The 26,573-nt window shown below is 68.2% G+C and carries 22 protein-coding genes; 9 read left to right on the forward strand and 13 right to left on the reverse strand.

Annotation, left to right across the window (positions count from 1 at the left end):
- The first annotated feature begins 151 nt into the window (after positions 1–151).
- Positions 152–571 (forward strand): pyridoxamine 5'-phosphate oxidase family protein, encoded by a 420-nt coding sequence (locus AU185_RS19575; RefSeq protein ID WP_172800414.1) that lies wholly within the window; start codon positions 152–154, stop codon positions 569–571.
- On the opposite strand, the gene AU185_RS19580 is transcribed toward AU185_RS19575, so the two are convergent.
- Positions 546–1,049 carry a DUF5994 family protein gene (locus tag AU185_RS19580; protein WP_231740416.1) on the reverse strand — a complete coding sequence of 168 codons (504 nt, stop codon included), beginning with the start codon at positions 1,047–1,049 and terminating at the stop codon, positions 546–548. The two genes, AU185_RS19575 and AU185_RS19580, sit on opposite strands and share 26 nt — an antisense overlap.
- A 230-nt stretch (positions 1,050–1,279) precedes the next feature.
- Here AU185_RS19580 and AU185_RS19585 point away from each other — a divergent pair, with 230 nt between their 5' ends.
- Together AU185_RS19585 and AU185_RS19590 are read left to right on the forward strand one after the other, a co-directional pair.
- The gene (locus tag AU185_RS19585) at positions 1,280–1,483 is read left to right on the forward strand and encodes a cold-shock protein (protein WP_059101269.1); all 204 of its coding nucleotides are present in this window, start codon (positions 1,280–1,282) and stop codon (positions 1,481–1,483) included.
- A 210-nt stretch (positions 1,484–1,693) separates the two neighbouring features.
- Complete coding sequence (locus tag AU185_RS19590; RefSeq protein WP_059101270.1) at positions 1,694–2,821, forward strand: fatty acid desaturase family protein; 1,128 nt, start codon at positions 1,694–1,696, stop codon at positions 2,819–2,821.
- 8 nt (positions 2,822–2,829) lie between these two features.
- Here the strand turns inward: AU185_RS19590 and AU185_RS19595 are convergent, their stop codons facing one another.
- The 8 genes from AU185_RS19595 to recC form a co-directional block, all read right to left on the reverse strand.
- Positions 2,830–4,464: a fatty acyl-AMP ligase gene (locus AU185_RS19595; protein ID WP_059101271.1), complete on the reverse strand. Its 1,635-nt coding sequence runs from the start codon at positions 4,462–4,464 to the stop codon at positions 2,830–2,832.
- 192 nt (positions 4,465–4,656) lie between these two features.
- Complete coding sequence (locus tag AU185_RS19600; protein ID WP_059101272.1) at positions 4,657–6,480, reverse strand: sulfatase family protein; 1,824 nt, start codon at positions 6,478–6,480, stop codon at positions 4,657–4,659.
- Positions 6,477–6,926: an SRPBCC family protein gene (locus AU185_RS19605; RefSeq protein WP_059101273.1), complete on the reverse strand. Its 450-nt coding sequence runs from the start codon at positions 6,924–6,926 to the stop codon at positions 6,477–6,479. The genes AU185_RS19600 and AU185_RS19605 overlap by 4 nt, the downstream gene beginning before the upstream one ends.
- Positions 6,927–6,977: 51 nt before the next feature.
- Positions 6,978–8,024, reverse strand: coding sequence for a tartrate dehydrogenase (locus tag AU185_RS19610; protein WP_059101274.1), 1,047 nt, complete (start codon positions 8,022–8,024; stop codon positions 6,978–6,980).
- Positions 8,021–9,625, reverse strand: coding sequence for an SLC13 family permease (locus AU185_RS19615; RefSeq protein ID WP_059101505.1), 1,605 nt, complete (start codon positions 9,623–9,625; stop codon positions 8,021–8,023). Before AU185_RS19615 ends, AU185_RS19610 begins: the two co-directional genes overlap by 4 nt.
- A gap of 140 nt (positions 9,626–9,765) precedes the next feature.
- Positions 9,766–11,448 (reverse strand): exodeoxyribonuclease V subunit alpha, encoded by a 1,683-nt coding sequence (recD, locus tag AU185_RS19620; protein ID WP_059101506.1) that lies wholly within the window; start codon positions 11,446–11,448, stop codon positions 9,766–9,768.
- A 5-nt stretch (positions 11,449–11,453) separates the two neighbouring features.
- Positions 11,454–14,753 (reverse strand): exodeoxyribonuclease V subunit beta, encoded by a 3,300-nt coding sequence (gene recB / locus AU185_RS19625; protein ID WP_059101507.1) that lies wholly within the window; start codon positions 14,751–14,753, stop codon positions 11,454–11,456.
- Positions 14,753–18,022 carry an exodeoxyribonuclease V subunit gamma gene (gene recC / locus AU185_RS19630; protein ID WP_059101275.1) on the reverse strand — a complete coding sequence of 1,090 codons (3,270 nt, stop codon included), beginning with the start codon at positions 18,020–18,022 and terminating at the stop codon, positions 14,753–14,755. The genes recB and recC overlap by 1 nt, the downstream gene beginning before the upstream one ends.
- Before the next feature lie 73 nt (positions 18,023–18,095).
- Here recC and AU185_RS19635 point away from each other — a divergent pair, with 73 nt between their 5' ends.
- The 3 genes from AU185_RS19635 to AU185_RS19645 are packed head-to-tail and all read left to right on the forward strand — an operon-like array spanning position 18,096 to position 20,045.
- On the forward strand, positions 18,096–18,575 hold the full coding sequence (locus tag AU185_RS19635; protein WP_156425602.1) for an LppP/LprE family lipoprotein: 480 nt from the start codon (positions 18,096–18,098) through the stop codon (positions 18,573–18,575).
- Positions 18,576–18,584: 9 nt separating this feature from the next.
- A complete protein-coding gene (locus tag AU185_RS19640; protein WP_156425603.1) occupies positions 18,585–19,196 on the forward strand; it encodes an HD domain-containing protein in 612 nt (203 codons plus the stop codon).
- A gap of 3 nt (positions 19,197–19,199) precedes the next feature.
- Positions 19,200–20,045, forward strand: coding sequence for a sulfurtransferase (locus AU185_RS19645; RefSeq protein WP_059101278.1), 846 nt, complete (start codon positions 19,200–19,202; stop codon positions 20,043–20,045).
- 116 nt (positions 20,046–20,161) lie between these two features.
- On the opposite strand, the gene AU185_RS19650 is transcribed toward AU185_RS19645, so the two are convergent.
- Entirely contained in the window at positions 20,162–20,404 is a 243-nt protein-coding gene (locus tag AU185_RS19650) for a hypothetical protein (RefSeq protein ID WP_059101508.1), read from the reverse strand.
- A 190-nt stretch (positions 20,405–20,594) separates the two neighbouring features.
- On the opposite strand from AU185_RS19650, the gene AU185_RS19655 reads away from it, so the two are divergent.
- A complete protein-coding gene (locus AU185_RS19655; RefSeq protein ID WP_059101279.1) occupies positions 20,595–21,491 on the forward strand; it encodes a haloalkane dehalogenase in 897 nt (298 codons plus the stop codon).
- On the opposite strand, the gene AU185_RS19660 is transcribed toward AU185_RS19655, so the two are convergent.
- Positions 21,488–22,231 carry a DUF3060 domain-containing protein gene (locus AU185_RS19660; protein WP_059167000.1) on the reverse strand — a complete coding sequence of 248 codons (744 nt, stop codon included), beginning with the start codon at positions 22,229–22,231 and terminating at the stop codon, positions 21,488–21,490. The genes AU185_RS19655 and AU185_RS19660 overlap by 4 nt on opposite strands.
- Positions 22,232–22,288: 57 nt before the next feature.
- On the opposite strand from AU185_RS19660, the gene AU185_RS19665 reads away from it, so the two are divergent.
- Positions 22,289–22,657, forward strand: coding sequence for a VOC family protein (locus AU185_RS19665; protein ID WP_059101281.1), 369 nt, complete (start codon positions 22,289–22,291; stop codon positions 22,655–22,657).
- A gap of 339 nt (positions 22,658–22,996) precedes the next feature.
- Positions 22,997–24,127, forward strand: coding sequence for an NAD(P)/FAD-dependent oxidoreductase (locus AU185_RS19670; RefSeq protein WP_059101282.1), 1,131 nt, complete (start codon positions 22,997–22,999; stop codon positions 24,125–24,127).
- Here the strand turns inward: AU185_RS19670 and AU185_RS19675 are convergent.
- Positions 24,119–25,696 carry an HD domain-containing phosphohydrolase gene (locus AU185_RS19675; protein ID WP_156425604.1) on the reverse strand — a complete coding sequence of 526 codons (1,578 nt, stop codon included), beginning with the start codon at positions 25,694–25,696 and terminating at the stop codon, positions 24,119–24,121. The two genes, AU185_RS19670 and AU185_RS19675, sit on opposite strands and share 9 nt — an antisense overlap.
- A 31-nt stretch (positions 25,697–25,727) precedes the next feature.
- Complete coding sequence (locus tag AU185_RS19680; protein ID WP_059101509.1) at positions 25,728–26,465, reverse strand: hypothetical protein; 738 nt, start codon at positions 26,463–26,465, stop codon at positions 25,728–25,730.
- Between the last annotated feature and the right edge of the window lie 108 nt (positions 26,466–26,573).

The raw sequence follows: 26,573 nt of genomic DNA on the forward strand, positions 1-26,573 counted from the left end.
TCGGTCGGTTAGAGCCAACGCCGTATTGCCGCCCCTGTCAATAAACCGTTGCTTCGGCAAAAGTGTTGTGATCGGCTCGGACTCACAGGTGCTGGCGCGACGCGCACCGTCCTCTGGGAATGTGATCGCCGGCCCGGCGGTTGCGACCGATATGGCCAAGATGACCACGGATGAGCGAGAGAAGTTCCTGTCCGACGTCCATGTGGGCGTCATCGCGGTCGAACGCCCCGACCGCGCCCCGCTGAGCGTGCCCATCTGGTACGGCTATCAGCCCGGCGGCGAGGTCCTGTTGTGGACGGAATCCGGCTCGCTCAAGCACCGGCTGATCAAGGACGCCGGCCGCTTCGCGATCACCGCGCAGGACGAGCAGCCCCCGTACCGCTACGTCACGGCCGAAGGCGACGTCACCGGGATCGACGCCGCGGAGGACGCCGTGGTGCGCGACATCGTGATCCGCTATCTGGGCGAGCAGGACGGCAACGCGTTCGCCGACCAGAACCTCACGCCGACGTCGGTCGTCATCCGGATGCGCCCGCAGCGCTGGCTCAGCTTCGACTACTCGACGGAGTAGCTTCGGCGCCGCTGACCTGACGCGTGCACACGGCCCGCGCGGCCTGCACGATGTCACACGCGGCGAGATTCTGGGCGGAGTCGGAGTGTCGGCTGTCGACGGGCAGCCCCGCCGCATGGCGCAGCACCATCATCGCCAGAGCCGACGTGGTGGCCGACGGCACCACCAACAGGTTCGCCCGCCCGCGCTCGCCGGTGAGGCTCATCACCCGCTGGGGACGGTTCTTCCACCCGGGGATCGCGGCCACACCGCGGCGGGTCAGCATGTCGAGGTCCGGGACGGCATTCGCCGACGACCAGTTGACCTGGATGTCGACGACGGCGCCCAGCGAGTCACGCAGTGCCTCGATCAGTTCGGGCAGCTCGAGAGCCATCGACGACGTCCGCGGCCACCACGCTCCGTCGAGCCCGTCGCAAGGGGAAGCGGCCAATGTCAGCCGGACCGGTCGGGTGCTTCGCCGGTGGCTTGCCGCGGTCACAGGTCTGCATTCATGATCGCCGGACCACGAACCGTATGAGCCACAACAAGATGACAATTCGAAACGGCGTGATACATCGGCAATTTCCTCGCTTCGAGCCGTCGAAGGCGGGATCGCGTCTTCAGAGGTAACGGTTCGCCCTCGACACTACACCGGCGCTTTTTCGCCGCAGTGATAGCCTCGACGTGGATGTTTATCGACATCCGTTCACATGAGAGAAGTTGAAAAGTATGGCACAGGGAACTGTGAAATGGTTCGACGGCGATAAGGGCTTCGGCTTCATCGCCCCCGACGGCGGCGCAAAGGATGTGTTCGTTCACTACTCGGAAATCCAGGGAAATGGATTCCGGTCGCTGGAGGAGAACCAACGCGTCGAGTTCGACATCGAGCAGGGCGCCAAAGGACCTCAGGCAATCGGCGTAACGGCCGTTTAGCTTTCACGAGTCGGTTGTGGGCCGGTGGGAATCCCCCACCGGCCCACATTTCGTATGAGAGCCCTGACCCGCCGAATCGACACCTCAGGCAGGCTTCTTTAGACTGATCGCAACGCCGACGGCTGCCGTCATCACTTTCGATATCGGCCGGTGGTCCAATCACCTGGGTTCTGACTCGAGCCCACCCGCACGAGACCACAGGACGATTTCTTGGCCATCACCGATGTCGGTGCGTACACGCACCTGAGCCCGTCGGACATCGAGGCCATCGGCGCCGAGCTGGACGCCATCCGTAGTGACATCGAGGAATCGCTCGGCGAGCACGACGCGGCCTACATCCGGCGCACGATCAAGTTCCAACGTGCACTCGAACTGGCGGGGCGGCTGATCCTCGGCTGCAGCCGATCGCGGGCCGGCTGGATGCTCGGCACCGCGACGTTGGCCTTCGCCAAGTGCGTCGAGAACATGGAGATCGGCCACAACGTGTCCCATGGGCAGTGGGACTGGATGAACGACCCCGAAATCCATTCCAACACTTGGGAATGGGACATGGTCGCGGTGTCGTCGCAATGGCGGTACTCGCACAACTACCGCCACCACGTGTACAGCAACGTGGTCGGCGTGGACGACGACCTCAGATTCGGCATCATGCGCATCACCCGCGATATTCCGTGGCAGCCCGTCCACCTGCTTCAGCCGCTACGAAACATTCTGCTGGCGAGCATCTTCGAATGGGGCATCGCGCTGCACGGGGTGCATTCCGAACGGGACCGCGCGGCCGGTGACACGGAACAACTGACGCGGGAGAGGATGACCCTGGTCCGCAAGATCGCCCGGCAAGCGGTCAAGGACTATGTGCTCTTCCCGGCGCTGAGCGGGCGCCGTTGGCGCAGAAGCCTGGCGGCGAACCTGGTCGCCAACCTGGTGCGCAACCTGTGGACGTACGTGGTGATCTTCTGTGGGCACTTCCCGGACGGCGCCGAGAAATTCACCGCCGACGTCCTCGACGACGAGAGTCGCGCCGAATGGTATCTGCGGCAGATGTTGGGCGCCGCCAACTTCAAGGCCGGCCCGCTGCTGGCTTTTTCCAGCGGAAATCTCTGCTACCAGATCGAACATCACGTCTTCCCCGACCTGCCGAGCAATCGCTTGGCGGAGATCGCGGTGCGAGTGCGGGCGATCTGCGAGAAGTACGACCTGCCATACACCAGCGGTTCACTGGTGCGCCAGTATCTGCTGACGCTGCGAACGATCTACAAGTTGGCCCTTCCGGACCGGTTCCTGACGGCGACGAGCGATGACGCACCGGAAACCGCATCGGAGCGCAAGTTCGCCTGACCAGGCGATCAGTTCACGAGCGACAACGCATGCGCGCGGCGCAACTTGCCCGACGGCGTCTTGGGGATCATGCCCGGCTCCAGCACCACCACGTTGCGGGGCCGGACGTCGACTTCGGCGAACACCTCGTGGGCGACCTGCCGCTCGATGCGACGCACTTCGGCGGCGTCGGCGAAATCCTTGCATTCCACCGCCACCGCAAACGCCTCCCGCGACAACCCCGCATCCAGCCGCACGGCGACGGCGCAACCCGGCCGTACCCCGTCGACCCGGCCCGCGGCCCGCTCGATGTCGGTCGGATAGATGTTGCGACCGGCCATGATGATGACGTCCTTGAGGCGCCCACACACCACCACCTCACCGTCCTCGGTGAGGTAGCCGAGGTCGCCGGTGTCGTACCAGCCGCGCTCGTCCTGCGCCGGGATGAACCCGGCCCGCGTGGTGTAGCCCCTGGTCACCGGATCGCCGCGGACCTCGATGACGCCGACGCCGCGCGGCGGCAGGGCCGCACCGTCCTCGTCGATCACCCGCACCTCGAGGCAGTCCAACGGCTTGCCGAGCTTGACCAGCCGCCGCGTGTGTCCCTTGGTCGCGGGCACCGCTCGATGCAGCACCGCCAGCAGGTCGGCGTCGATTTCGTCGACGGCCATCCCGCGACCGCATGCGGAGAACGACACGGCCACCGTCGCCTCGGCCATCCCGTACGCCGGCACGATCGCCTCGGGCCGCAACCCGAACGGGGCGCCGGCCTCGCAGAGGTCCTCGACGTCGAGCGGGTCCACCTGCTCGGCGCCCGACAACGCCCAACGCAGCGAGGAAAGATCGAACTCGCCCGGCGTGGCCACCCGGCGCAGTCGCTTGGCGAAAAGCGTGTAGGCAAAGTTCGGCGCCGCGGTCATGGTGCCCTTGTACTTGTCAATCAGCTTGGCCCACAACAACGTATCGCGTAGGAAGTCGATCGGTGTGACCTTCACCAGCTCGGCGCCGAAGTACATCGGCACCGTCAGATAGCCGGTCATCCCCATATCGTGGAAGCAGGGCAGCCAACTGATGATCACGTCGGAATGGATGTCGAAATCGCAGCCGACCGTCATGGCCTCGGCGTTGGCCACGATGTTGGCGTGCGTGATCTGAACGGCCTTGGGGGAACCCGTGGATCCCGACGTCAGCTGCATCAGCGCGACGTCGTCGTCGGTGGTCTCGATCGGGTCGATGGACTCGCCCGCCAGCAGCGACTCGATGGTCAGCACGGTCATGCCGAGGCCGGCCAGCACGGGTGCGGCCGCCATGAACGGCTCGCTGATGACGACGGCCTTCGCCGAGATCATCTTGATCACGGCGGTGGTTTCCTCGGCCCAGCGCATCAGATCGGTGCGTGGCGTGGGTTGATGCAGCATGGTCAGACTGGCGCCGCGCATCCAGATGCCCTGGGCGGTCGGCGCGATCTCGACGGGTGCGCCGGCCAGCACGGCGATCGCATCGCCGTGGCCGATGCCCGCCGCGGCCAGTCCGCCCGAAATCCGGCTGGCGCGTTGGTTCACTTCGGCCCAGGTGTGCTTGACGGGGGCATCCGGTTCGCCGGTGACCATCCCGTTCGTGCTCCACCGGGCGTTCTGGTACATGGTCTCGGTAAATTGACTCACGACAGTCCTTCAGGCCCCCGGGCGTGGCGACGCCATGTGTAGGTGTTTGCGGTGGTCCGGCCGGTTTCGCCGGTCCCTCTCGGTTACCTAGTGGTCCATCGCTTCGGCCGAAGCGAGGTGCGGAGCGTGTCAGGCCTCCCGACTGTACCCACCCGCTGCCCGCTGGTGAAGACAGCGCGCCGAGGTGGCTGATCAAAGATCGTGCGACGCCCTTCGATCGCGGCCGAATAGCCGTCGGATCAGCCCGATCTGCGCGGCGGGCGTCTTGCGGGGCGTGTACGGCCACGGATTGTTCCGTTCGGGGACGGATGTCGCACGCGCCTGCTTGAGCTGCATCCGCAGGTGCCGGCGTAGCTCGTGCAGCTCCGGGTCGGCCCATCGGTTGTCGGCCTCGGCCGGGTCCGCGGTCAGGTCGTACAGCTCCCACTGGTCGTCGAGCGGCTCGGTGCGGTAGCTCTCGCCGCCCATGCCGCTCGCTGCGAGATGGCGCACCCCGGGCTCGGTCCACGTCGCCGGATCGTCGAAGGTGCGCACCAGTTTCCACAAGTGACCCAGTCCGCCGTCGGCGTCTTCGCGGTCGACCCGCAGCACCAACCCTTCGAAGTTCGACGCCACGTGCTCCGGTACCCGGATCCGCAGGGGCGCAGGCGGATTCGTCGTCCGCTTCAAGCGACGAGCCAGACCGGACGCGCCGGTGTCGCCTTCGAGCACGTTGTCGCGCGTCATCAGATACACCGCCCGCCCCTCGTCTGCCGGCGCACCGTCCACGACCGGCATCAAGTTGCGGCCCGGCAGGTCGTGCACCTCGGTGAACGTGTCGGCCAGCGTCGCCGCCACCTCCTGGACGTCGACACCGGCCGCGCCGAGCAGCGTCGGCACGATGTCGACGTGTGACGTCGGGGCCGTCACCGTGCGCGCCGTGGTCGCGTCGGGCCCGATCCGCGCGACGACGAACGGCACCCGCGTCGCCTCGTCGTACAGGTTGAACCACTTCTGGTGCAGGCCGCCGTGGGCGCCCAGCAGGTCGCCGTGATCGGCCGTGCGTACCAGCACCGCGTGCTCCGAACCGCCCTCGGTCACGGCGCGCCGCACGCGGTCGATCGGCGCGTCGACCTCGGCGTGCAGCCGGTAGTACAGGTCGCGGTACTGCTGCGCCTTGCGGGTATAGGTGCGGTCGACGGCCGGCGCGGGACCGTAGCCCGAGTAGTACGCCTCGCGGAACGCGATCTGCGCGGCGGGTTTGGTCGACAGGTCCTCGTCGGCCGTCGGCGCCGGTGGCACCGGCGGCGGGTCCAGCGGCGATGGGCGCACCGGGTTGCGCCGCTGCCACGCCGGGAACAGCACGATGTCGTGCGGGTTGACGAAGCTGGCGACCAGCAGGAACGGGCGCAGGGCCTCGGCGTATCCGGCGCGACGCCGCGCATAGCGGTCGTTGAGCCACGCCACCACCCGGTCGGCGATCAGCGGGTCGCGCCGAATCCCCGCGTTGGCCAGCGGCGCACCGTGTGGCTCCGGGCCGACCCACCCCGAAAAGCCGTACGGGGCAAGCGGATCGGCGTCGAGGTAGCGCTGTACGGCTTTCGGGTCGATGACACCGTTGGCGTCGTTGGTTGCCAACGGCTGACCGGTCGCGGGGTCGGTCAGGTCGGCGTGCGAAATGTGCCACTTGCCGTCGTAGTGGGTGTCGTATCCGGCCGCGCGGAACCAGTTGCCCAGCGTCGGCACCTCGTTGCGGCGCAGCCAGCGCATGCGGGAGTCGTCGTAGACCTTGCCGATGCCGTCGGTCTGTGTGACGCCGTGCAGGTCGGGGTAGTGGCCGGTGAAGATCGTCGGGCGGCTGGGCACACAGGCCAGCGAGCCGGTGTAGTGCCGCTGAAAGCTCACGCCGTGCTCGTCGAACCAGTTGCGGCCGGGCAACGTTCGGTCCCGCCATGCGAGGACTTCGGGCGACTCGTACGGCGGAACCGCGCGCTCCTCGTCGGTCATCACGATGATGATGTCGGGGCGCTCGGTCATGAGGTCTTCTCCAATCGTTTCGCCAACGCGGCGAGCATGGCGTCGGATCCGCGGGCCAATGCCTGGCACGCCAGCCGTTCGACGAGTTGTTGCGTTCTGCCGCGGCCCTTTCGGACGGTGCTGGTGATCGTCACGACGGTCTCGCCGCCGCCGGTGGCCTCGATGGTCCAGCGGTTGCCGGCATTGCCCAGGACTTTGGGCAGGCCCTCGATGTCATAGGCGAGGACGTACTGCGGGTCGCACTCGGTGATGCGTTCGACCAAGGTGTTGCGGCCGATCTGCACGCGGCGGGTCGTGCCGACCATCGCGCCGTCGGCACCGCGCGTGAGGATGCAGGAGTGGTCGACCTTGTCGAGCCACGAGGCGAGATCGCCGAAATCGGCCAGCACGTCCCAGATCTGCGTCGGTGTCGCCGCGATGACGCGGCTGCGGTCGATCTCGGCCACGGCCCCACCGTACGCGCAATCGATGTCGGAATCAGGCGACTTCGGCGACCCTTACCGCAGCTGCGCGACGAGCGCGTCGGTCACCTCGGACGTCGACGCCCGGCCGCCGAGATCGGCCGTGCGGGTCTGCGGCGTGGCCAGCGTCGACTCGACAGCCGCCATCACCTCTGCCGCGGCGGCTTCGTGCCCGAGGTGTTCGAGCATCAGCGCCGCCGACCACACCGCCCCGACCGGGTTGGCGATGCCTTGGCCGGCGATGTCGGGCGCCGAACCGTGTACCGGTTCGAACATCGACGGGTACTGCTTGGTGGGATCCAGATTCGCCGACGGCGCGATCCCGATCGAGCCGGCGACCGCGGCTGCGAGGTCACTGAGGATGTCGCCGAACAGGTTTGAGCCCACCACCACGTCGAAGCGCTGCGGCTGCAGCACGAATTTCGCGGCCAGCGCGTCGATGTGCTCACTGTCGAACCGAACATCCGGGAAGTGCGACGCCCGTTCGGCCACCACCTCGTTCCAGAACGGCAGCGTGTGCACGATGCCGTTCGATTTCGTCGCTGACGTCACGTAGCGGCGTCTGCTGCGCGCCAGCTCGAACGCGAAGTCGGCGATGCGACTCACCCCGACCCGCGTGAAAACCGACTCCTGCACGGCCATCTCGTCGGGAAAGCCTCGGTTCAGCCGCCCGCCGATCTCGCTGTACTCACCTTCGACGTTCTCGCGGACCACGACGAAGTCGACGTCCTCCGCCGTCCGTAACGGGCTTTCGACACCGTCGAACACCCGGATCGGCCGCAGGTTCACGTACTGGCGGAAGGCCCGGCGGATCGGGATCAGCAAGCCCCACAGCGACACGTGATCCGGAACTCCGGGCCAGCCGACCGCGCCGAGCAGGATCGTGTCGAATCCGCGCAGCGTGTCGATCCCGTCGGCGGGCATCATCGCGCCTTCGTTCTGGTAGCGCCGACATGACCAGTCGAACTCGGCGTAGGACAACGCGATACCGTGCTTTGCCGCGACCGCGTCGAGCACCTGGCGCGCCGACGCGATCACCTCCGTGCCGATCCCGTCGCCCGGGATGACCGCGATGTCGCTCATGTACCCAGCCCCAGCAGGCCGATCATCATCGGCAGGAAGATGATGATCAGGATCGCGCCCGCGATGTCGAACGTGATGCCGGACCGGATCATCTTCGTGATCGGCACGACGCCCGAGCCGTAGACGATCGCGTTCTGCGGCGTCGACACCGGCAGCATGAAGCCGAACGACGCAGCGAATGTCGCTGCCAGCGCCGGCACGAACGGGTTCACCCCGGCGGCGACGGCCACCGGAATGATGATCGGCACCACCACCGCCGCCGACGCGGTGTTGCTGGTCGTCTCCGACACGACAATCGCCAACAGCACCGCGAACACCGTGATCGCGACGCTGCTCGACAGGCCGAGCGCATCGTCGACCGACGTTCCGATGGTCTCGGCCAGGCCGGTCGACGAGATCAGTGAACCGAAGATGATGCCCGTGCCGAACAGGATGATTGTGCCCCAGTCGATTTCGGCCGCATCTTTCCAGCGCAGCGTGAACTCGCGGCTCTGCCAGTCGGTGGGCAGCAGGAACAGCAGCGACGCGCCGAACACGGCGACCACGCCTTCGTCCAACCGGTCGCTGACGAACTCGTACACATCCGATTCGGTGCCCGCGACCAGCGCGAAGATGCCGGGCAGGATCCACAGTGTCACCGTGACGCCGAACGCGATCAGCGTGTTCTTCTCCGCCCGCGACAGCTTGCCCAGCTTCTTCCGTTCGCCGGCCACATACTCGGCGACGCCGTCGATCCGTTTGATCTCGGGCTTGTTCAGCCGCAACAGGACAAGTGCCAGCAGTGCGAACATCATGAGGCAGATGGGAATCGCCATCACCATCCACTGGCCGAAGCTGATCCGTTCACCGGTGGCTTCTTCGATCAGCCCGCGGCCGATCAGGTTGGGCGGACTGCCGACCGGAGTGAGCAGGCCGCCGACGCTGGCGCCGTAGGCGAGCATCAGCATCAGGGCCGCACCCACCCGCAGCCGCTGCGGGTCGAAGTCGGCTTCGACGTCGCCGCGCTGTTGCAGCAGCTTGGCTATGACGGACAGGATGCCGATGGCCGTCGGCAACAGCATCGCCACCGTCGCGGTGTTCGACACGAACGCCGACAGCAGACATGTGATCGCGCCGAACGCGATGATCACCCCGGTCGTCGAGCGGCCGGCGCGCGGCAACGCCAGGATGCGGAACGCGAACCGCCGGGCCACACCGTGTTTGAGCATGGCCTGGGCGAGGATGAATGCGCCGATGAACGTGAAGATCGTCGATGACCCGAACGGGCCGAGCACGTCGTCGACCGGTGCGACACCGAGGAAGACCGCGACCGCGACGCCGAGCAGGCCGCCGATCGGAATCGGCACCGCCTCGCTGATCCACAGCGCGATCACGCCGAGCAGCACGGCGGCCAGCACCTGCTGTTCGCGCGGAATGTCGATCGGCAGGACGAGGAAGACGACGGTCAGCAGCGGGGCGAGGAACAGCCCGACCGTGCGCCGGGCCTTCTCGAACCGTTCCTCGCGGGGGGACAGCTTCTGCTCGCCGAGACTCCGGTACGTCGCGCTGCCGAGTAGGGCCTTGTCGACGTCAGTCGGCGTGACGTGGTTCTCCGCGGTCATCACAGGCTCCGTCCACCCGGGCTGGCGTATGCGCGACACCACAGTCGCATGCCGAGCGCTCAGCTACGTACGGTTTCGACGCGAAAATCCGTATCTGAGTGAGCGCTCGGCGGGCAAAGCTGGGCGCTCGGCGGAAAGGGCTATGCGCTGCTTAGGCGCCGCGCCAGGCCCGACGCCCGAGCCGCCCGCCGTTGCACGGCGGCCCGCACCGATGCCTCCGGGCCGACCACCCGGATCTTCTTCTTCGCCCGGGTCACGGCGGTGTAGAACAACTCGCGGCTGAGCAGCCGCGAGTCCTCCGGCGGCAGCAGGACCGTGACTTCGTCGGCCTGGCTGCCCTGCGATTTGTGAATCGTCATCGCATGCATGGTGTCCACGTCGGCGAGTCGGCTCGTCGCGAACTCGAGCCGTTCCGTCCCCGCGACGACCGCCCGCAGCACGCCGTCGCGCAGGACCGTGACACCGGTGTCGCCGTTGTACAGGTTGAGCCCGTAGTCGTTCGCGGTCACCAACACCGGTCGTCCCGCGTACCACGCCGACCAGATCGGTTCGCCGGTCAACTCCGACAGCCACCGCTCCACCTGGTGGTTCCAGTAGCGCACGCCGAACGGGCCGCGGCGATGCGCGCACAACAGCCGGTGCTCGTTCAGGATGGCCAGCGCCGCTTCGTCGTCACCGAGGACCGCCGCCCGGTGGAGCTCAACCGCCAACGGCACCAACACCTTCCGAAGATGCTCCGATGGCTCCTCGGTGTCGAACCACTCGATGTGCTCGCCCCCGACGCGCAGCACCTCGACGACGGTGTCGGCGTCGCCCGTGCGGATCGCGGTCGCCAGCCTCCCGATCGACTCGCCGAACCGGTGCGACGTCTTCAACTCCGCGATACGGTCGCCGCCGAGGCCGTCGACCAGATCAGCAAGGACCGCACCCGCTTCCACCGACGCCAACTGGTCCGGATCGCCGACCAGGATGAGCCGGGCGTCCGGCCGCACGGCTTCCAGCAGTCGCGCCATCATCGTCAGCGACACCATCGACGTCTCGTCGACGACGATCACGTCGTGCGGCAACCGATTACCGCGGTGATGCCGGAAGCGCGCCGACGTGTCCGGACGGCTGCCGAGTAGCCGGTGCAAGGTCGTCGCGTGCAAGCCGGCCAGCGCTTCCCGGTCGGCCGCGGGCAGCTTGTCCACCTCCAGCTGCACCGCCTCCTGCAGCCGCGCTGCTGCCTTTCCGGTCGGCGCCGCCAACGCGATCCGCAGCCGCGTTCCGCTCGCGAGCAGCGCCAGCAGCCGCGCCACCGTGGTGGTCTTACCCGTGCCCGGACCGCCGGTGAGCACTGTCAGGCCATGCGACAGCGCCAGTTTCGCCGCGGCGCTCTGCTCCTCGAACCCCGCCGGAAAGAGCCGGTCGAGTTCCGGTGTGGGGTGAGGCGCCCGGGCGACGAGCATCGCGAGAATGTCGTCGCACACCTGTTGCTCTTCGAGCCAGTACCGGTCGAGATACAGCAGATCCCCGTCGACGCGCAGCGCCGGCGGTTGGCCGGTCAGCGGGTGCGCGGCGATGGCGCCGTGCCAGTCGTCGACGGCGGGCCACGGCAGCCCGTCGAGGCCGATCTGCTGTTCGGCGGTGCGCAGGTTCAGGCACACCGACCCGCTGCGAAGGGCGCGCACGAGCAGCGCGACCGCGAGCGACACCCGCTCGTCGGGCGTCTTGGCGAGCTCGCAGAGCCGCTGTGCGACATGCACATCCGGTGCGTCGAGGACTTCGGCGTCGGTGAAGGTGCGCAGCAGGCCGGTGGCGCTGATCGCCCGCCGCCACTCCAGGCCGGTCACGCGGCGACCCTGCCGGCGTCGAGCAGATCCGAGAGCGCGGTGATCAGCGCTGCCGGAGGTTGCCAGCTGAATACCCCGGCGGGGTGGCCGTCCTGCATCGGGGTGTCCGGCCCGCACATCCCGCGCAGGAACAGATACAGCACGCCACCGAGGTGCTGCTCGGGTGTGTATCTGGCCAACCGCCACCGCAGGAAGCGGTGCAGCACAACGCTGTACAGCAGGGCCTGCAGCGGATAGTCGGAATGCAGCATCGCCTCGGCGAGCCGCGGCGCGGCGTAATCCGCGGCCGTCAGCGGCCGGTTGGGGTCACCGAGCCAGTTGGTCTTGTAGTCGACGACGAGGTAACGCCCGCCAGCCTCATCGGGAATGCGCAGCACCGCATCCACCGAGCCCGACATGTATCCCTTCAGCGACTGGGCGCCCAGCCCCGCTCCGGTCAACCGGTCCGCATACGAGCTCAGCGGGTCGTTCGAAGGCAGATGCCGCCGCAGCAGTTCGCCGACATGCGCCAGCCGGATGTCGGGAGCCGAGGCGCGCAGATCGCCGCCGGCCAAGGGGAATTCGAAGTCCATCTCCCGCATCCGGTCCGAGAGTCCGATCTGCCGAAGCGTTGTGCCGCCGGCGAGCGGCCCGAGTGGGGTGTCGTGCATCGGCACCATCGCCGCCGCCAGGTCGCCGGCCTCGACGTCGACCGGCCACCACACCGAGTGCTCGAGGATCTGCGCCTCCAACTCCGCGGCGAGGTCGGTGGCGAACGGATCGGCCGTCTCGAGCACCGCGTGCACCAACGTGCCGAACTTCGCACCGGTCGGCAGTTCGGCCATCGGCGACGCCATGTCGGCGCCGGTCGCCGGCATCGCCACCGGAATCTCGGCGACCTCGTCGTCGAGCTCTACCACTTCGGGCTCGCTGCTGACCGGCGTCGCCTCGGCCGCGCGGATCAAGCCGCTGTAGGAGGTCCGGCGCCACGTCGTGTCGATGGTGCGGTGGAAGTGCCGTGCCTCGAAGTCGCCGGGGCCGGGCCCTTGCGGACCCGCAACCTTCGGAAGCGGCACCGATTCCTCGATCACCGGACCGCCGATGGCTTCCCATTCCTTGAAGCGCGTCATCGCGTCATCGTCGGAAACCTTCGCCGGCGCAACGACATCCGGCACCATGGGCTCGCCGGGCCGTCGGCCGCGAAGCAGTCGCGACAGGCCGCCGTTCGGCTCGTCGCGCGATGGTGCCCACCAGGCGACCAGCTGCGACTGCGCCCTGGTCATCGCGACATACATCAGGCGGCTGTCGTCGCTGGCGTCCTCCTCGCGGCCCGCCTTCGACACCGCGTGGAAGTCGGGGCTGTCGTCACCGCCGATGTGCAGACACCTCGTGTCACCCTCGTGGTACAGCACCAGTTCGGGTTCCCAGACGTGGCGGTTGAACGCGAACGGCAGATAGACCACCGGGAACTGCAGGCCCTTGGCGACGAACACCGTCATCACCGCAACGGCCGCGGCGTCGTTGTCGAGGCGGCGGAAGCGCTCGGCGGCGCCGCTGCGCTCGTCGCGCTGGGCCCGCAGCCAGTCGCGCAGCGCGGGCAGCGTGAAGTGCTCGCGGTGCGCGGCTTCCTGTAGCAGCTGGGTCATGTGGGCGAGGTCGGTCATCTGCCGCTCACCGTTCTGCCACGACAACACCCGGTCGGCCATGCCGGCGAGTTGCGCGGCTTCGAAGATCGCCGCGACACCCCGCTCGCGGGCGTGACCGGCCCACTCGCGCAACGTCTCCGCGATGCGATCGGTCAACCCGTCGCCGCGGGCGACCAGCGACTCGGCGGTCTCGCCGAAGAACATCGTCGCGGCCGCCGCGCGCACGATGCCGGGCCGGTGCGGCTGGTCGAAGGCCTCGAGCAGCGCCAACCAGTCCTCGGCGGCGTCGGAGGTGAAGATGTCGGAGTCACCGGTGTAAACCGCGGGGATGCCCGCGTCGCAGAGCGCCCGATAGCAGACCCGGGCATCGCGGTGGTTCTCCACGATGACCGCGATGTCGGCGGCCCCGAGTGGGCGGCCGTCGAACGTGGCGTCCGAGTTGAGCAGGGCGCCGATGTCGGCCGCCAAGTCGCGCGGAATGTGGGTGCGCAGCTGATCGATGAGGATGTCTCGAGTGCCGCTGCGCCCGAACGTGTTCCGTCGCACCACCCGTAGCCGGAACGGATCGGCGGACGGCGCGCCCGCCAGCCGCGACCCCGCGTGCTTGGCGGCCACATCGTGCACGACGATCTTCTCGTGGCCCAGTTGCGCGCCGCGCAGCACCGCCCGCAGCCGGTTCACCAGCGCTTCGTCGCTGCGCCAGTTGGTGGCCAACGTCTTCTGCACGTCGGCCTTCGACGCGGCGCTCAGGTACGTGACGATGTCGCCGCCGCGGAACGCGTAAATGGCCTGCTTGGGGTCGCCGATCAGGATCAGTGTCGAGCGTCCGGTGAACGCGCGGTCGATCACCTGCCACTGCACCGGGTCGGTGTCCTGAAACTCGTCGACCATGACGACCGGCCAGCGTTGGTGCATGCGCAGCTGCGCGGCCGAGTTGTCGGCCTGCAGCGCGTCGGCCAACCGGCTGAGCAGGTCGTCGTAACCGAGATTGCCCTTGCGCCGTTTGCGGATCTCCAGTTTGGCGAGAACGTCTTTCGCGAAGCGGACGCACACCTCGGCGCGCGAATCCGGTTCGGGGTTCTTCGGCCGCAGCTCGGTCGCGGGTTGCTCGACGACCGCCTTGGCCAGTTTCAGCGCGTCGGGATAGGTCAGCAGCGGATGGTCGCGCTCCCGGCCGAAGTGGTGCAGGTAGAGGTCGTCGACGATTTCGGTGACCAGTTCATCGAGGCTCTCGACCAGCGTGACACCGGAGTCGGTGTCGCCCGCCACCCCCAGCGACTTGAGGACCAGCTGGCAGAACTGGTGGGTGGTGGCGATGGTCGCGGCATCGAAGGCGGCCAACGCGTCGCGCAGGTTGCGCTCGCGTTCGGTGAGTTGGTCGGGGGTGCCGTCGAGCAGGTGCCCGATGATCTCGTTCTCATCGACGCTCGACGGATCGATGAAAGCAGCTACGGCATCGACGATTTGACGCCTCACCCGGTCGCGCAGTTCCTGAGTCGCCGCGCGGCTGAACGTGATCAGCAGCATCTGGTCGAGGGTCGCCATGCCCTCGGCGAGATAGCGGGTGACCAGCCCGGCCAACGCGAACGTCTTCCCGGTGCCCGCGCTGGCCTCCAGCACGGTGGTAGACCGTTCGGCGGGCAACGGCCCCAACAGGTCGAACGGTTCCATCAGGTCTCCAGCGCCCGCAGCATCGGCAGCCACAACCGGCCGGAGTACGTGTCGAGGCCGAGTTCGACGAGGTGCTTCAACCAGGTGGCCTTGCCGAACGCCAGTTGATAAGCCGCCTCATCTTCCTCGCCGGGGTACATGCCCGACCGCCACTTGTATCCGGCCCGCTGCTCGGGGTCGCCATGACCGTGCACCGCTTCGGCCCACGCGAACGACGTCTTCACCGGCAGGGGCAGCGGTTCGCGGCGGCCCTGGTCGTACATCGCCACCAGGTCGGCGAGCAACTCACGCGCAGGCTCCGCCGGTCGGCCCATCGACTCCATCCGCGGGGTGGTACCCCGTTTGGGGCGGCCGATGCTGATCGCCTTCCACTCGCGGGTCGGGTCGTGGGCGAGCAAGGCCAGCAACAGAATCCACGGCTGCAGCAGATGACGGCCGTCGAGCTTGGAGTACGTGACCGAGACGAGCCGATCGCCGTAGACCGGTGTGACGGTGCCGGTGACGCGACGGCCCCCGCCGATCTCGACGTCGATGTCGACGGCGCTCGGGTCGGCACCGCGGTACGGCCGTGCGGCCTCGGCGATGAGCGTGGCCTGCTCGCAGATCTTGTTGGCCCGGCGCCACCCGAGATTGCCGGGCGGCAGCGTGCCGCGACGCCACTCGGCTTGGCGGGCCTGGTCGGCATCCATGCCGCGCAACATGTCCTGCAGCATGCGGTCACCGACCGTCCACTCCTCGAGCGCATTGATGTCGACGGGCATGGCGTCCTCGACACCGTCGACCTCCCACGGCAACGTGTAGTCGAGCGCGCGGAAGAAACCCTTCACGGGATCCCTGAAGAAGGTGACCAGGTCGGCGACCACGACATCGTCGGCCGGGGGAGCGGGCAGCGGCCCGGAGATGAACTTCGGCCGTTCCGCCCGCGTCCCGGCACGGGTGGCGGCCGCGCGTTTGACGGTGGAGTCGAAGGTGAACGGCACATCCGGGATCAGTTCGCCGGGAACGACGTTGCGGGTGTCGAACGGCTGCAGCGGATGCTTGACCACGATCGCGTCGCGGACCTTCCGCGGTGTCGTGCGGTCGAGGGTGTCGAGGAGTTCGGCGAGCGGCACGGCGGGGGGCCGCTCCTGACCGGAGTACTCGTTCGCGCCGGTGTAGGTGATCACCAGTGTCTCGGTCGCCGCGCCGATGGCATCGAGCAGCAATTGCCGGTCCTCGGAACGGATGTCGCGCTCGCCGGTCATGGGCTCACGGGCCAGCGCGTCGTCACCGTCGACCACACCCAGCCGGGGGAACACGCCGTCGTCGAGACCGACCAGGCACACCACGCGGTGCGGGACCGACCGCATCGGCACCATCGTGCACACCGTCAACGTGCCGGTGCGGAAGTTGGCGCGGGTCGGACGGCCGGCGAGATGGCGGTCGAGCAGCGCGCGGACGTCGGACAGCCGCATCAGCGTGTCCGCACGGGCACCCGCAGTGGCGAGCACATCGGCGAATTCGCGCTCCAATTGGGCGATTTGCCAGATGTCGTCGTCGCCCACGCGGGCCAGTAGACTGATGCTGTCGGTCAACGACCGCAGCCACTGCTCGAGTGGTCTTGCCCCGGTGAGGGATTCCACCGCACAGCGCAGGCGGTCGACGTACTCGGCGAGTTGGCCGGCCAGGTCGACCCGGTTGCTGCTGACGTCGTCGAGGGGAAGCGTGGTGTCGATCCAGGCGTGCGAGTCGTCGGACATCGCCACCCCGGCCAGTACCCGGTCGATGCCGAAACGCCATGTGTTCTGGACGAAGTCGACGCCGTAGGGCTTGCGGTGGTCGGTGTCGAAGCCCCACCGGATGTTGGCCTGCCGTACCCAGCGGGTGATGTCCTCCAGGTTGTCGTCGGTGAAGCCGAACCGGGCCCGCACGGGTGCGGCCTGCGCGAGGTTGAGCACCTCGCTCGAGGTGGCCCGTCCACCGGCCAGCGACAGCAGTTGGGAGGCCACACCGAGCAGCGGATTCGTCTGGACGAGCGACCGGTCGGCCAGTCGCACCCGCAACTGGTGCGCCGGGTGCACGCCCTTGATCATGTCGCCCAGCCCGAAACCGGCGACGATCAGCGGCGCGTAGGTCTCGATGTCGGGGCACATGACGAGAATGTCGCGCGGTTCGAGCGTCTCGTCGTCGGCGAGCAGTCCGAGCAGAACCTCCCGGAGCACGTCGATCTGGCGCGCGGGCCCGTGGCAGCTGTGCACCTGCACCGAGCGGTCGGTTGCGGTGTGCACCCGCCCGTCTCGCCGGATCGTGTTGGCGGCGATGTCGGATTGCAGCCAGCCGAGAAGGGTGTCCGGCCGGTCGCGCCCGCCCAGGTATTCGTCGGTGCGCGGATCGCCGGGCAGGCCGCGCTGCAGTTCGCGAAGGTCGCGGCCGAGGGTGGCCAGCAGGGGATGGCCGACCAGGCGGTGGGTGGTGTCCTGGCGTCGCGGGATCTGGCCGTGTGCTCCGTTGAGTTGCTGCCACAGCTGGTCGCTCGGATGCGGCAGCCACAGGTGCAGGTCGTGATGAGTGGAAAGCGCGTCGAGCAGTTCGATCTCGGTGCTCGGCAGCCGGGTGTAGCCGAACAGTGACAGTCGCTGAGGCAGGTCGGTGGGCGACTCCTGAAGCCTGGCAACGGCTTTGGCGTGACGGATGTGTGGGGTGTCGGCGTCGATGCGTTCGATGAGCGCCCGCCACAGCGGCGGCTGCCAGGCCAGATCGGATGCGATGTCACCGGCGTCGCCGTTCTCCCAGTCGACGAGCAGCTGCGGACGCTGCCGGGCGTAGGAGGCGAACAGCCCGGCGAGCCGGCGGGCCACGGCGTAGCGCCTGCCCTGCCGCAGCTCCTTCTCATCGCCGGCTTCGAAGTGGCCGAGGTGGGTGGCCAGCGGCTTGCACCAGTCCTCGGCGCAGGTGGCGTCGATGACCTCCATCAGTGGCCACACCATGGCGTCGGGCGACCACAGATCGTCGCGGTCGGCTGTGCCGGCATTGCGGCCTGAGCCGGTTCCGGTGAGGTCGGCGATCAGTGAGCGCGGATTGCGGAATGTCACGCCTGCGCAGATACCGTCGGCACCCGAGCCACAGCCGAGGAGGTGGCTCAGTCGTTGGCTCAGCCAGCGTTCGACGCCCTTGGCCGGGACGATGACCAGTTCCTCGGCGAACGGGTCGGGCAGCGGATCGGAGAGCAGGGCGCCGAGTCCGTCGGCGAGCAGGTCGGTGCGTTCAGCCCGATGGATGTGAAGGGCCATCGCAGCCAACCATAGGAGGTGGGTCCGACGTGGGTGACGTTTGTGGGAGAGCGGGCAAGGGAAGTCGATACCGATGACTCGATGGATGGCCGCGACGATGACCGCCGCCGCAGCCTGCTTGTCGTTGATCGCGATCCCGACCGCCGCCGCGCAGCCGTCGTGCGGACCGGACCAGGCCGACGCGTTGCGGCTCGCGCTCGCGCGGCTGCCCTTCGAGCCGCTCACCGGCGCCAAGTGGGACAGCACACCCGTCGACAGCAACTATGACCCGTGCGCGGAGCTGTCCACGATCCTGGTGACGACCGAGGGCGGCACAGGAAGCTCGCCCGTGCAGGCGCTGCTGTTCCACCGCGGCCAGTACGTCGGGACCGGGACCTCGAAGGCATACGGCTTCACGTCGCTGGACGCCGAGGCCAGCACCGGCGACACCGTCGTGCTCACCTACAAGGTCCCGGGCGACTGCAACGCCTGCGCGCCCGCGGCGATCCGCAGTGCGCGGTATCGATGGAACGGCGAGCGGGCCGTGATGCTCGATCCGCCGCCCGATCAGTAAGGGAGGCCGCTGGTGAGCGAAACGACGTCACCCCGCCTGGGCCCGAGGTTTCACGAGGCACTCGGATTCGCCGCCGAACTGCACCGCACACAGACCCGCAAGGCCAGCGATGTGCCGTACGTCGGCCACCTGCTTTCGGTCGCGGGACTGGTGATCGAAGCCGACGGCACCGAGACCGAGGCGATCGCCGCGCTGCTGCACGACGCCGCCGAGGATCAGGGCGGCGACGCGACGCTAGCGCAGATCGAGGAGCGCTTCGGACCCGAGGTCGCCGCGATCGTCGAGGAGTGCAGCGACACCGTCGTAACGCCGAAACCGCCGTGGCGCGAACGCAAGGAGAACTACATCGCGCACTTGAACACGGCCTCCGACAGCACAATTCGTGTGTCGATGGCCGACAAGCTGGACAACGCGAGGGCGATCCTTCGGGACCTGCGCCGGTACGGCCCGAAGGTGTGGCAGCGCTTCAACACCGATGATCCGCATGAACATCTGTGGTACTACCGTTCGCTGCTCGAGGTCTACCGGCGCCGAAGCGACAGCTGGCTGGTCGACGAACTGTCGCGCGTCGTCGAAACATTGGCCGAGGAGATCGGCCCGCCGGTCGCCGCTACCGTCTGAGGTATGAGCGCGCGTGACACGGTGTTGATCACCGCCGCGGAGTTGGCGCGGCGACTCGATGCGGGGGAACCGGTGACGTTGTTGGATGTGCGCTGGCAACTCGCCGAGCCGGACGGCCGAGCCGCATACGAACGAGGGCACCTGCCCGGGGCGGTGTACGTGTCGCTGGAGGACGAGCTGAGCGATCACACCGTCGAAGGCCGCGGGCGCCATCCGCTGCCGTCGGGGACAGCGCTTCAGGACGCGGCGCGGCGGTGGGGCGTGCGGGCCGGGATTCCGGTGGTGGCCTACGACGACTGGAACCGCGCCGGATCGGCGCGCGCCTGGTGGGTGCTGACCGCAGCCGGTGTCGACGACGTCCGCATCCTCGACGGTGGGCTGGCGGCGTGGACGGCCGCCGGAGGCGAATTGGAAACCGGCGCCGTCGCACCCGAACCCGGCGACGTGACCGTTACCTACGACGATCTGTACGCCGGTGCGCGCCGGACCGTCACCGCCGACGCGGTGCTCACCTCGGGCCTGCTGCTGCTCGACGCGCGCGCGGCCGAGCGGTTCCGCGGCGACGTCGAACCGGTCGACCCGGTCGCCGGCCACATCCCGGGCGCGCTGAACGTGCCGAGCACCAGCCTGCTGGCCGACGACGGCACTCTGCGGACCGACGCCGATCTGGCCCGGGTCTTCCCGTCGGTGCCGGACACCGACGTGGCGGTCTACTGCGGATCGGGCGTCACGGCGGCAGTGACCATTGCGGGCCTCGCCGCGGCGGGGGTGGACGCGGCGCTGTTTCCGGGTTCGTGGTCGGAGTGGTGTTCGGATCCGTCGCGTCCCGTGGCGCGCGGACCCGAATAGTCGCGCAGACAAGTAGCCGCGCAGACAAGTAGTCGCGCAGACAAGTAGTCGCGCAGACAAGGCGAGGCCCTCCCGGGATACGCCGCCCGGGAGGGCCTCTGTGGAGGAACGGCTGTTCAGGGCTGGTAGTTCGGCTGGACTCGCTGCAGGTGGGGGAGGCCGTGGTTGTGGCGGGCCCCGGGGGTCGGCTGCGCGAACGTCTTCGGCGTCGCAACGATGCCCGGCCGCGGCGTGTTGTCCGGCGTGTAGGTGCCCGCGCTGGCGGTGCCGGCCATCCCGAGAGCCCCGGCGAGGATTCCAGCCGAGACGATCGGCAGTGCGAAGAAGCGGGCGATGCGGCGGGTTGTGTTGGCGTTCATGTCGTTCTCCTCGTTGAGTCTGGTTTCGTTCTGTGCCGGTGTGTTCCGGCGATGACTCAAGAGTGCTGCGCCGCGGCGGCGATGTATGTCGGCCGACCGGAGGGTGAACCGGATGAATCGCATGTCCACCGATCGGGGGAAGCGGCGACTCCGGTCGTTCTAGGCTGCAGACGGCGGACAGGAGCACACCATGGACGTTCTGCGCACCCCCGACGATCGCTTCGACAACCTCGCGGGCTATCCGTTCGCGCCGCACTACCTCGACGTCACCGCGAGCGATACTGCGCCGCTGCGAATGCACTACGTCGACGAGGGTCCACGCGACGGCCCGACCGTCGTCCTGCTGCACGGCGAGCCGACGTGGAGTTACCTGTACCGCACCATGATTCCGCCACTGGCCGCCGGCGGCTGCCGCGTCCTCGCACTCGATCTGATCGGCTTCGGGCGCTCCGACAAACCCAGCCGCATCGAGGATTACACCTACCTACGTCACGTCGAGTGGGTGACGTCGTGGTTTCAGGCGCTCGACCTGAGCGACACCACGATCTTCGTGCAGGACTGGGGCTCGTTGATCGGCCTGCGCATCGCCGCCGAACAGGGTGCGCGCGTCGGGCGCATCGTCGTGGCCAACGGCTTCCTGCCCGCCGGGCAGACGTCGGCTAATCTGCCGTTCCGCCTCTGGCGGGCCTTCGCACGCTACACGCCGGTGTTCCCGTGCGGACGCATCGTCGGGTTCGGCACCGTCACCGACGTTCCCGCGCGGGTGCGGGCCGGATACGATGCGCCGTTCCCCGACAAGAGTTTTCAGGCAGGTGCGCGGGCGTTTCCCGCCCTGGTGCCGACGTCGCCCGACGATCCGGCGCTGCCGGCCAACCGCGCCGCGTGGGAAGCCTTGGGCCGCTGGGAGAAACCGTTCCTGTGCGTCTTCGGCGCCAAGGACCCGATCCTCGGCCGCGCCGACCGCCCGCTCATCGAGCATGTGCCCGGCGCCGCCGGTCAACCGCATGCCCGCATCAACGGCAGCCATTTCGTGCAGGAGGACTGCGGCCCCGAGTTGGCCGAACGCGTCCTGCAGTGGCGCGTCTAGCCCTGAGTGACGCTGTTCCTGGAGGTGGCGTCGATCTCCGGATCTCCCGAGTGGTAGATCACCTGGTTGTCGAAACCGGAGGCGCCGATTCTGTCTGCGCTGTCGAGAATCACCTGGTTTTCGACGCCGGACACGGTGACGCTCTGACAATGACCGAGCAGGGTCACGATGTTGTCGACGCCGCTGACGCTGATGTTGCTGCCGTTGCACTCGATGGTCTCGATCTTCTCGACCCCGGAGACGCTGTACTGACCACCGGCCGGCGCGACGGCCACCTCCGGCGGCTGGTCGTCCGGAACCTGGGTCGGCAGAGGGGTCGGCGCGTTGCGGGACGGCCCGATCGTCACGCTGCCGTCGCGCGGTCCGTCACCACCGGTTGCGTCGGGGAACCCGGGGCGGGTGCTGATCCGGTCGGGCGTCGACGACATCGACCACACGAAGACGCCGATGCCCCCGACGATGAGCACGACGACCACCGCGATCAGCCCGAAGATCAGCCCGTACGGCGCGCCGCTTCTCGTCGGTCCCGGCGGGAAAGAGACGCCGAACGGCGGCGTGCTGTAGGGCGACTGCTGCTCGTATGTCGACGGGTACGGCGGACCGTAGACCGGCGGCGGCAGGGCCGATGTCTGGTAGTCGTTCCCGCTCGGCTGCGACGTGCCCAGTTCGACTGCGCCGTAGTCGGCCAGCGGTTGCTCCAGCTGCCTGATCCGGGCCTCCGGGTCGTCCTCGGGTTTCATGCGCAGATGGTGCCACACAGCCGTTTACGTCGCCTGAATACCGGCAACCCGGCCGTCATGCTCGGAAAGCTGCGATCGACGGTCATCGACTGCCGGGATCCGATGGGGCTCGCCACCTTCTACGCGGGCGTGCTCGGCGGGGAGGTCCACAAGGACGACGACACCTGGGTCGTGCTCACCGACCCACAGGGGCGACGGCTGGCGTTTCAGTACTCGCCAGAGCATGAGCCGCCGCGCTTTCCCGACCCGCGCGGTTCGCAGCAGTTCCACCTCGACATCCAGGTCGACGACCCCGACGCAGCAGAGCGCGACGTGCTCGACCTCGGTGCGACGCGGGTGCCCGACGCCGCGGAGGACGCGAAGTTCCGGGTCTTCCGCGATCCGGCCGGACACACGTTCTGCCTCGTCTGGGGCATCACCGACTAGCACGGTCTAGCACCGCCTAGCCCCGAGACAGTGTCGTGAGTCATCAGTTCGGGAGCAGAATTTGGGCTGCTTGTGCGCACGTACGTGGCCGGGGTGTTGGTATGCGAAACGGTCCTAGCGCCGAGATTGCATTCAGGGTTGTGCTGATCTGAGAAAACGACCACAGCCGTGTGTGCAATCTCGAGCATAGGAAGCCGAAACGGACCACACCGAACGCGCGAACCTCGAATTCTCACTGACGACGAAGTAACGACTCAGCATTAGCGCCGCCTAGCCGCCAACTGTGACGAATCCCTGACACCGCGGTTATCCGGGCACTGAAGTTGGTACCCAAGAAGAGTGGTCGCAGCAGGTTTCGTCGCCATCGGCAGCGGTCCGGCCGGGGTGAGCGCCGCGGAGACGTTCCGCGGCAAGCACCCCGGCATTCCGGTGCGCATTCTGACCACCGATCCCGCGCTGCCCTACGCCAAGCCGCCGTTGAGCAAGGACTTCCTCTGCGGCCGTGACACCAAACTCGCCCTGCACAGCGAGGGCTGGTTCGAGCGCAACGCTGTCGACCTGATCCGCGGAATCACCGTCGACTCCATCGACCTGCAGCGCCAGCAGGTCGTGACCGCGGGCGGCCAGCGTTATCCCTACTGGCATCTCGTGCTGGCCTCCGGATCCGCCGCGGTGCGGCCCGCCATTCCCGGTATCGAGTCCGCGCTGACACTACGGTCGTTCGCCGACGCCGTCGCGCTGAAGATGGCAGCCCGGTACGCGGACTGCGCCGTGGTCATCGGCGGTGGGTTGATCGGCTGCGAGGCGGCGTCCTGCCTTGCCGCGGTTGGTGTCGCGACGATGGTCGTCGCCGCCGAGCACGTTCCCCTGCAGCGCCGGTTCGGTCTCGAGGCCGGGGAACGCGTCGCAAAACTCCTGTCGGACAACGGGGTACGGTTTGCCGGCGAAACCACGGTGGCCGAGATCGAGGATTCCCGCGTGGTGCTCGACAGCGGTGAGACCGTCGACGCCGACCTCGTCGTCTGCGCCACGGGTGTGCGGCCCGACATCCGACTCGCCGAAGCCGCCGGTCTCGACACCCACGGCGGGCGCATCGTCGTCGACGAGCACATGCACACCTCGGCGCGCAACGTCTACGCCGCCGGCGACGTCGCGTTGGCGCACAACGTCACCGCCGGTCGGCGCGTACCCGCCGAACACTGGCGCGACGCCGCGCATCAGGGTTATGTCGCCGGTCTGACCGCCGCCGGATTCCCGGCCGCCTGGGGCACCGTTCCCGGATTCGCCTGCACCATCGGCACTTCGGTGCTCAAGTACAGCGGTTGGGGCGTCGACTACGACAACGCCCGCTTCGTCGACCACCACACCGGGTTCGCGGTCTGGTACGAGGCGGGCGGCGACGTCGTCGGCGTGCTGACGCTCGACGCCGACGACGACTACCGTCGGGCCGTCGCGTTGCTGTCATGTTGACGCACGACCACTCTCGGCCGCCAGCCCGTGCTCCAGCGCGTACATGCTGGCCCCGATCCGGTTCGAGACACCGATTTTGGCGTACACGTGCTCAACATGGTTGCGCACCGTCTTCTCGCTGAGCACCAGCTTGGCGGCGATGCCCTTGTTGCTCGCGCCCTGCGCCACGAGCCGCAAGACTTCCACCTCGCGGGCGGTGAGCCCGTCCGGTCTCGCGTGCCGTCTGGTCGACGCGCGTCCCGACGCCTGCAGTACGGCATCGGCGGCGGTCGAGTCCAACTGGCCCCTGGACACTCGTTCCCGCAGGCGCCGAGCGGCACCCGCCGGGCCGAGCGCCTCCCGGTACGGCCGGGGTTCCAGCGCGCCTTGATAACTCACCGCGCACGCCAACAGCCGGTCGGGCATGGTCAGCTGCCGCGCGGCAATGCCACGCGGATACCCTGAGCCGTCGAGACATTCGTGATGGTTGGCCGCGACCGTTGCGATCTCGCTCAAGGCCGGCACCTGCGACAGGATGCGCTCGGTCAGATAGGGGTGCAACCGCATCCGCTCGAACTCGGCCATGCTCAACGCGCTTGTCTTCGACCAGATCTGGTTCGACACCCCGATGCGGCCGAGATCGTGCACGTAACCGGCGCGCCGGGTCGTCGCGACCGCACGTTCGTCGAGCCCGATCACCTCGGCGGCCGACGCGGCCAGCTCCGCCACGGCGCGTGAATGTCCCAGTGTGAAGGGGCATTTCAGATCGACGAACTCACCGAGCGCGACCAACAATGCGTCGAGCGACTGCTCGTCGAGCCGGGTGCCGCGGTCCGGCGCGTACTGCAGCGCAGTCGCCCACACGTCCCCGGTCGTCGGGACCGCCAGCACCCCTGCGGGGTCGGCGATGAACGCGTCGACGATCGCGGGATCGAACTGGCCGCCGCGCCTGCTGCGGGCCATCGCCACCGCACCGTCGGTGCCGTACTCACGCTGGTGTACCTCGACCATGTCGGCGACCTGGGCCACCCGCATCTCGACCGGTATGCCGTCACCCGACGCGCCGCTCGGCAGCCCGCCGCCGTCGAACCGTTCGAAGGTGTAGCGCAGTGCGTTCTGCACGTCAGCATCCAGACCGATGCGGTCGGCGAGCAGACCGGCTGACGTGCAGTGAGAGTGGATCAGCTGCGAGATATGACCCCGCGCATTGGCATACAGTGCCGCCGCGGTTCTCAACCGGGTCAGCAGCGACTCACCGCGACCGAGGTTGGTCAGCAGGAAGCGTTGGTACGGCAAGCCGGACCAATCGACGAGATACGAGCTCCGCCGCACCGCGATGTCATCGCCGAACCAGCGGGCGTATTCGTGGGAGTCGGCGTGGCAGCCGATCCACATGATCAGCGTCGCGTAGTAGATGCAATCACGCTGACGCTCAGAGAGATTCAGCCGAGCGGCGAGGCGCATCGCGATCAGCGCGGCCCTCAGCATGTGCTCGGCGGGCTGTCCCAATCCGAGGTCGACCGCGACCGACAGCGCCGCGAGCACTTCCGCCCGCGTCGGAAGCTCGTGCGGGGTGCGACGAGCGGCCACAGCCCGATTGTCCACCGTCGGCCCGCTCGGTTCAGTGGGATAGGCGAAGACGGTCGGCGTCGCGGTGGCGCGCGACGTCGAAAGGCTCGAACCGGCCTTGTGCGACCACGCAGATGCCCCGCTGCGGCAGTTGGAAGTCGGCCAGGTTTCCTTGCACCGGATGCGGGCCGACCGGGCCGAGGTCGACGCCGCGCACGACGGCCGTGGAGTCCGCGACCGCCCACACTCGCTTCGGCGCGATGCGGAACTCCTGGCCATTGGGCAGGCTGCCCGTGAGCCGTACCTTGCCGATGCCGAGCACGGGGCCGACGAGGCGGCTCATCAGCCGCAGCGTTTCGCGGTTGCGTGCCGCCGCGGCGGGGAGCCGCGACCCGACGGCGCTCATCAGGCGCGTCGCCGCGGTGGCTTCGATGTCGACACGCCAATCCAGCAATCCGGCAATGGAAATCGCCAGCGACCAAGGGGTGGGCCAGTGCGCGTCGATACCGCAGACGATGGGGTCGATGGTCGTCGCCGAGCTGAAGTACCGCGAGCAGCTCTGCGGCCCGGGCGTAGTCGCGTAGAAGGTCCACACCCCGTCGGGCGTGCGGTGCCACACCGACTTGTAGGCGGGGGAGAACGACGTCTCGGGGAAGTCGCGGTAGGCGAGGTAGTGGCCGCTTGCGAAGGGCAGGCCCATGACGCCGAAGCCGACGACCCGTTCGTCGTCTCCGTCGGGCAGGGGCATGGTTTTGGTGGCGGCCGCTGCGGCCTGGGGTGTGGTGTCCATGACGGCCATCGTGTGCCGACGAGCCGGCCGGCGACATGGGGCAAACGCCCCAAACGTGGGGATTTCGGTGTCGGCGGTTGCGCTGAGCGCCACCAACTACACCGAAAT

The sequence above is a fragment of the Mycobacterium sp. GA-0227b genome, assembly GCF_001499855.1.
GTDB lineage: Bacteria > Actinomycetota > Actinomycetes > Mycobacteriales > Mycobacteriaceae > Mycobacterium.

What these genes read in the sequence shown, in the direction of transcription:
- AU185_RS19575 (WP_172800414.1), top strand. Translation starts at nt 152, where the DNA reads ATGGCCAAGATGACCACGGATGAGCGAGAGAAGTTCCTGTCCGACGTC.
- AU185_RS19585 (WP_059101269.1), top strand. Translation starts at nt 1,280, where the DNA reads ATGGCACAGGGAACTGTGAAATGGTTCGACGGCGATAAGGGCTTCGGC.
- AU185_RS19600 (WP_059101272.1), bottom strand. Translation starts at nt 6,480, where the DNA reads ATGACCGAGCGCCCCGACATCATCATCGTGATGACCGACGAGGAGCGC.
- AU185_RS19610 (WP_059101274.1), bottom strand. Translation starts at nt 8,024, where the DNA reads ATGAGCGACATCGCGGTCATCCCGGGCGACGGGATCGGCACGGAGGTG.
- AU185_RS19615 (WP_059101505.1), bottom strand. Translation starts at nt 9,625, where the DNA reads ATGACCGCGGAGAACCACGTCACGCCGACTGACGTCGACAAGGCCCTA.
- recB (WP_059101507.1), bottom strand. Translation starts at nt 14,753, where the DNA reads ATGGAACCGTTCGACCTGTTGGGGCCGTTGCCCGCCGAACGGTCTACC.
- recC (WP_059101275.1), bottom strand. Translation starts at nt 18,022, where the DNA reads ATGGCCCTTCACATCCATCGGGCTGAACGCACCGACCTGCTCGCCGAC.
- AU185_RS19635 (WP_156425602.1), top strand. Translation starts at nt 18,096, where the DNA reads ATGACTCGATGGATGGCCGCGACGATGACCGCCGCCGCAGCCTGCTTG.
- AU185_RS19645 (WP_059101278.1), top strand. Translation starts at nt 19,200, where the DNA reads ATGAGCGCGCGTGACACGGTGTTGATCACCGCCGCGGAGTTGGCGCGG.
- AU185_RS19650 (WP_059101508.1), bottom strand. Translation starts at nt 20,404, where the DNA reads ATGAACGCCAACACAACCCGCCGCATCGCCCGCTTCTTCGCACTGCCG.
- AU185_RS19655 (WP_059101279.1), top strand. Translation starts at nt 20,595, where the DNA reads ATGGACGTTCTGCGCACCCCCGACGATCGCTTCGACAACCTCGCGGGC.
- AU185_RS19660 (WP_059167000.1), bottom strand. Translation starts at nt 22,231, where the DNA reads ATGAAACCCGAGGACGACCCGGAGGCCCGGATCAGGCAGCTGGAGCAA.
- AU185_RS19665 (WP_059101281.1), top strand. Translation starts at nt 22,289, where the DNA reads ATGCTCGGAAAGCTGCGATCGACGGTCATCGACTGCCGGGATCCGATG.
- AU185_RS19680 (WP_059101509.1), bottom strand. Translation starts at nt 26,465, where the DNA reads ATGGACACCACACCCCAGGCCGCAGCGGCCGCCACCAAAACCATGCCC.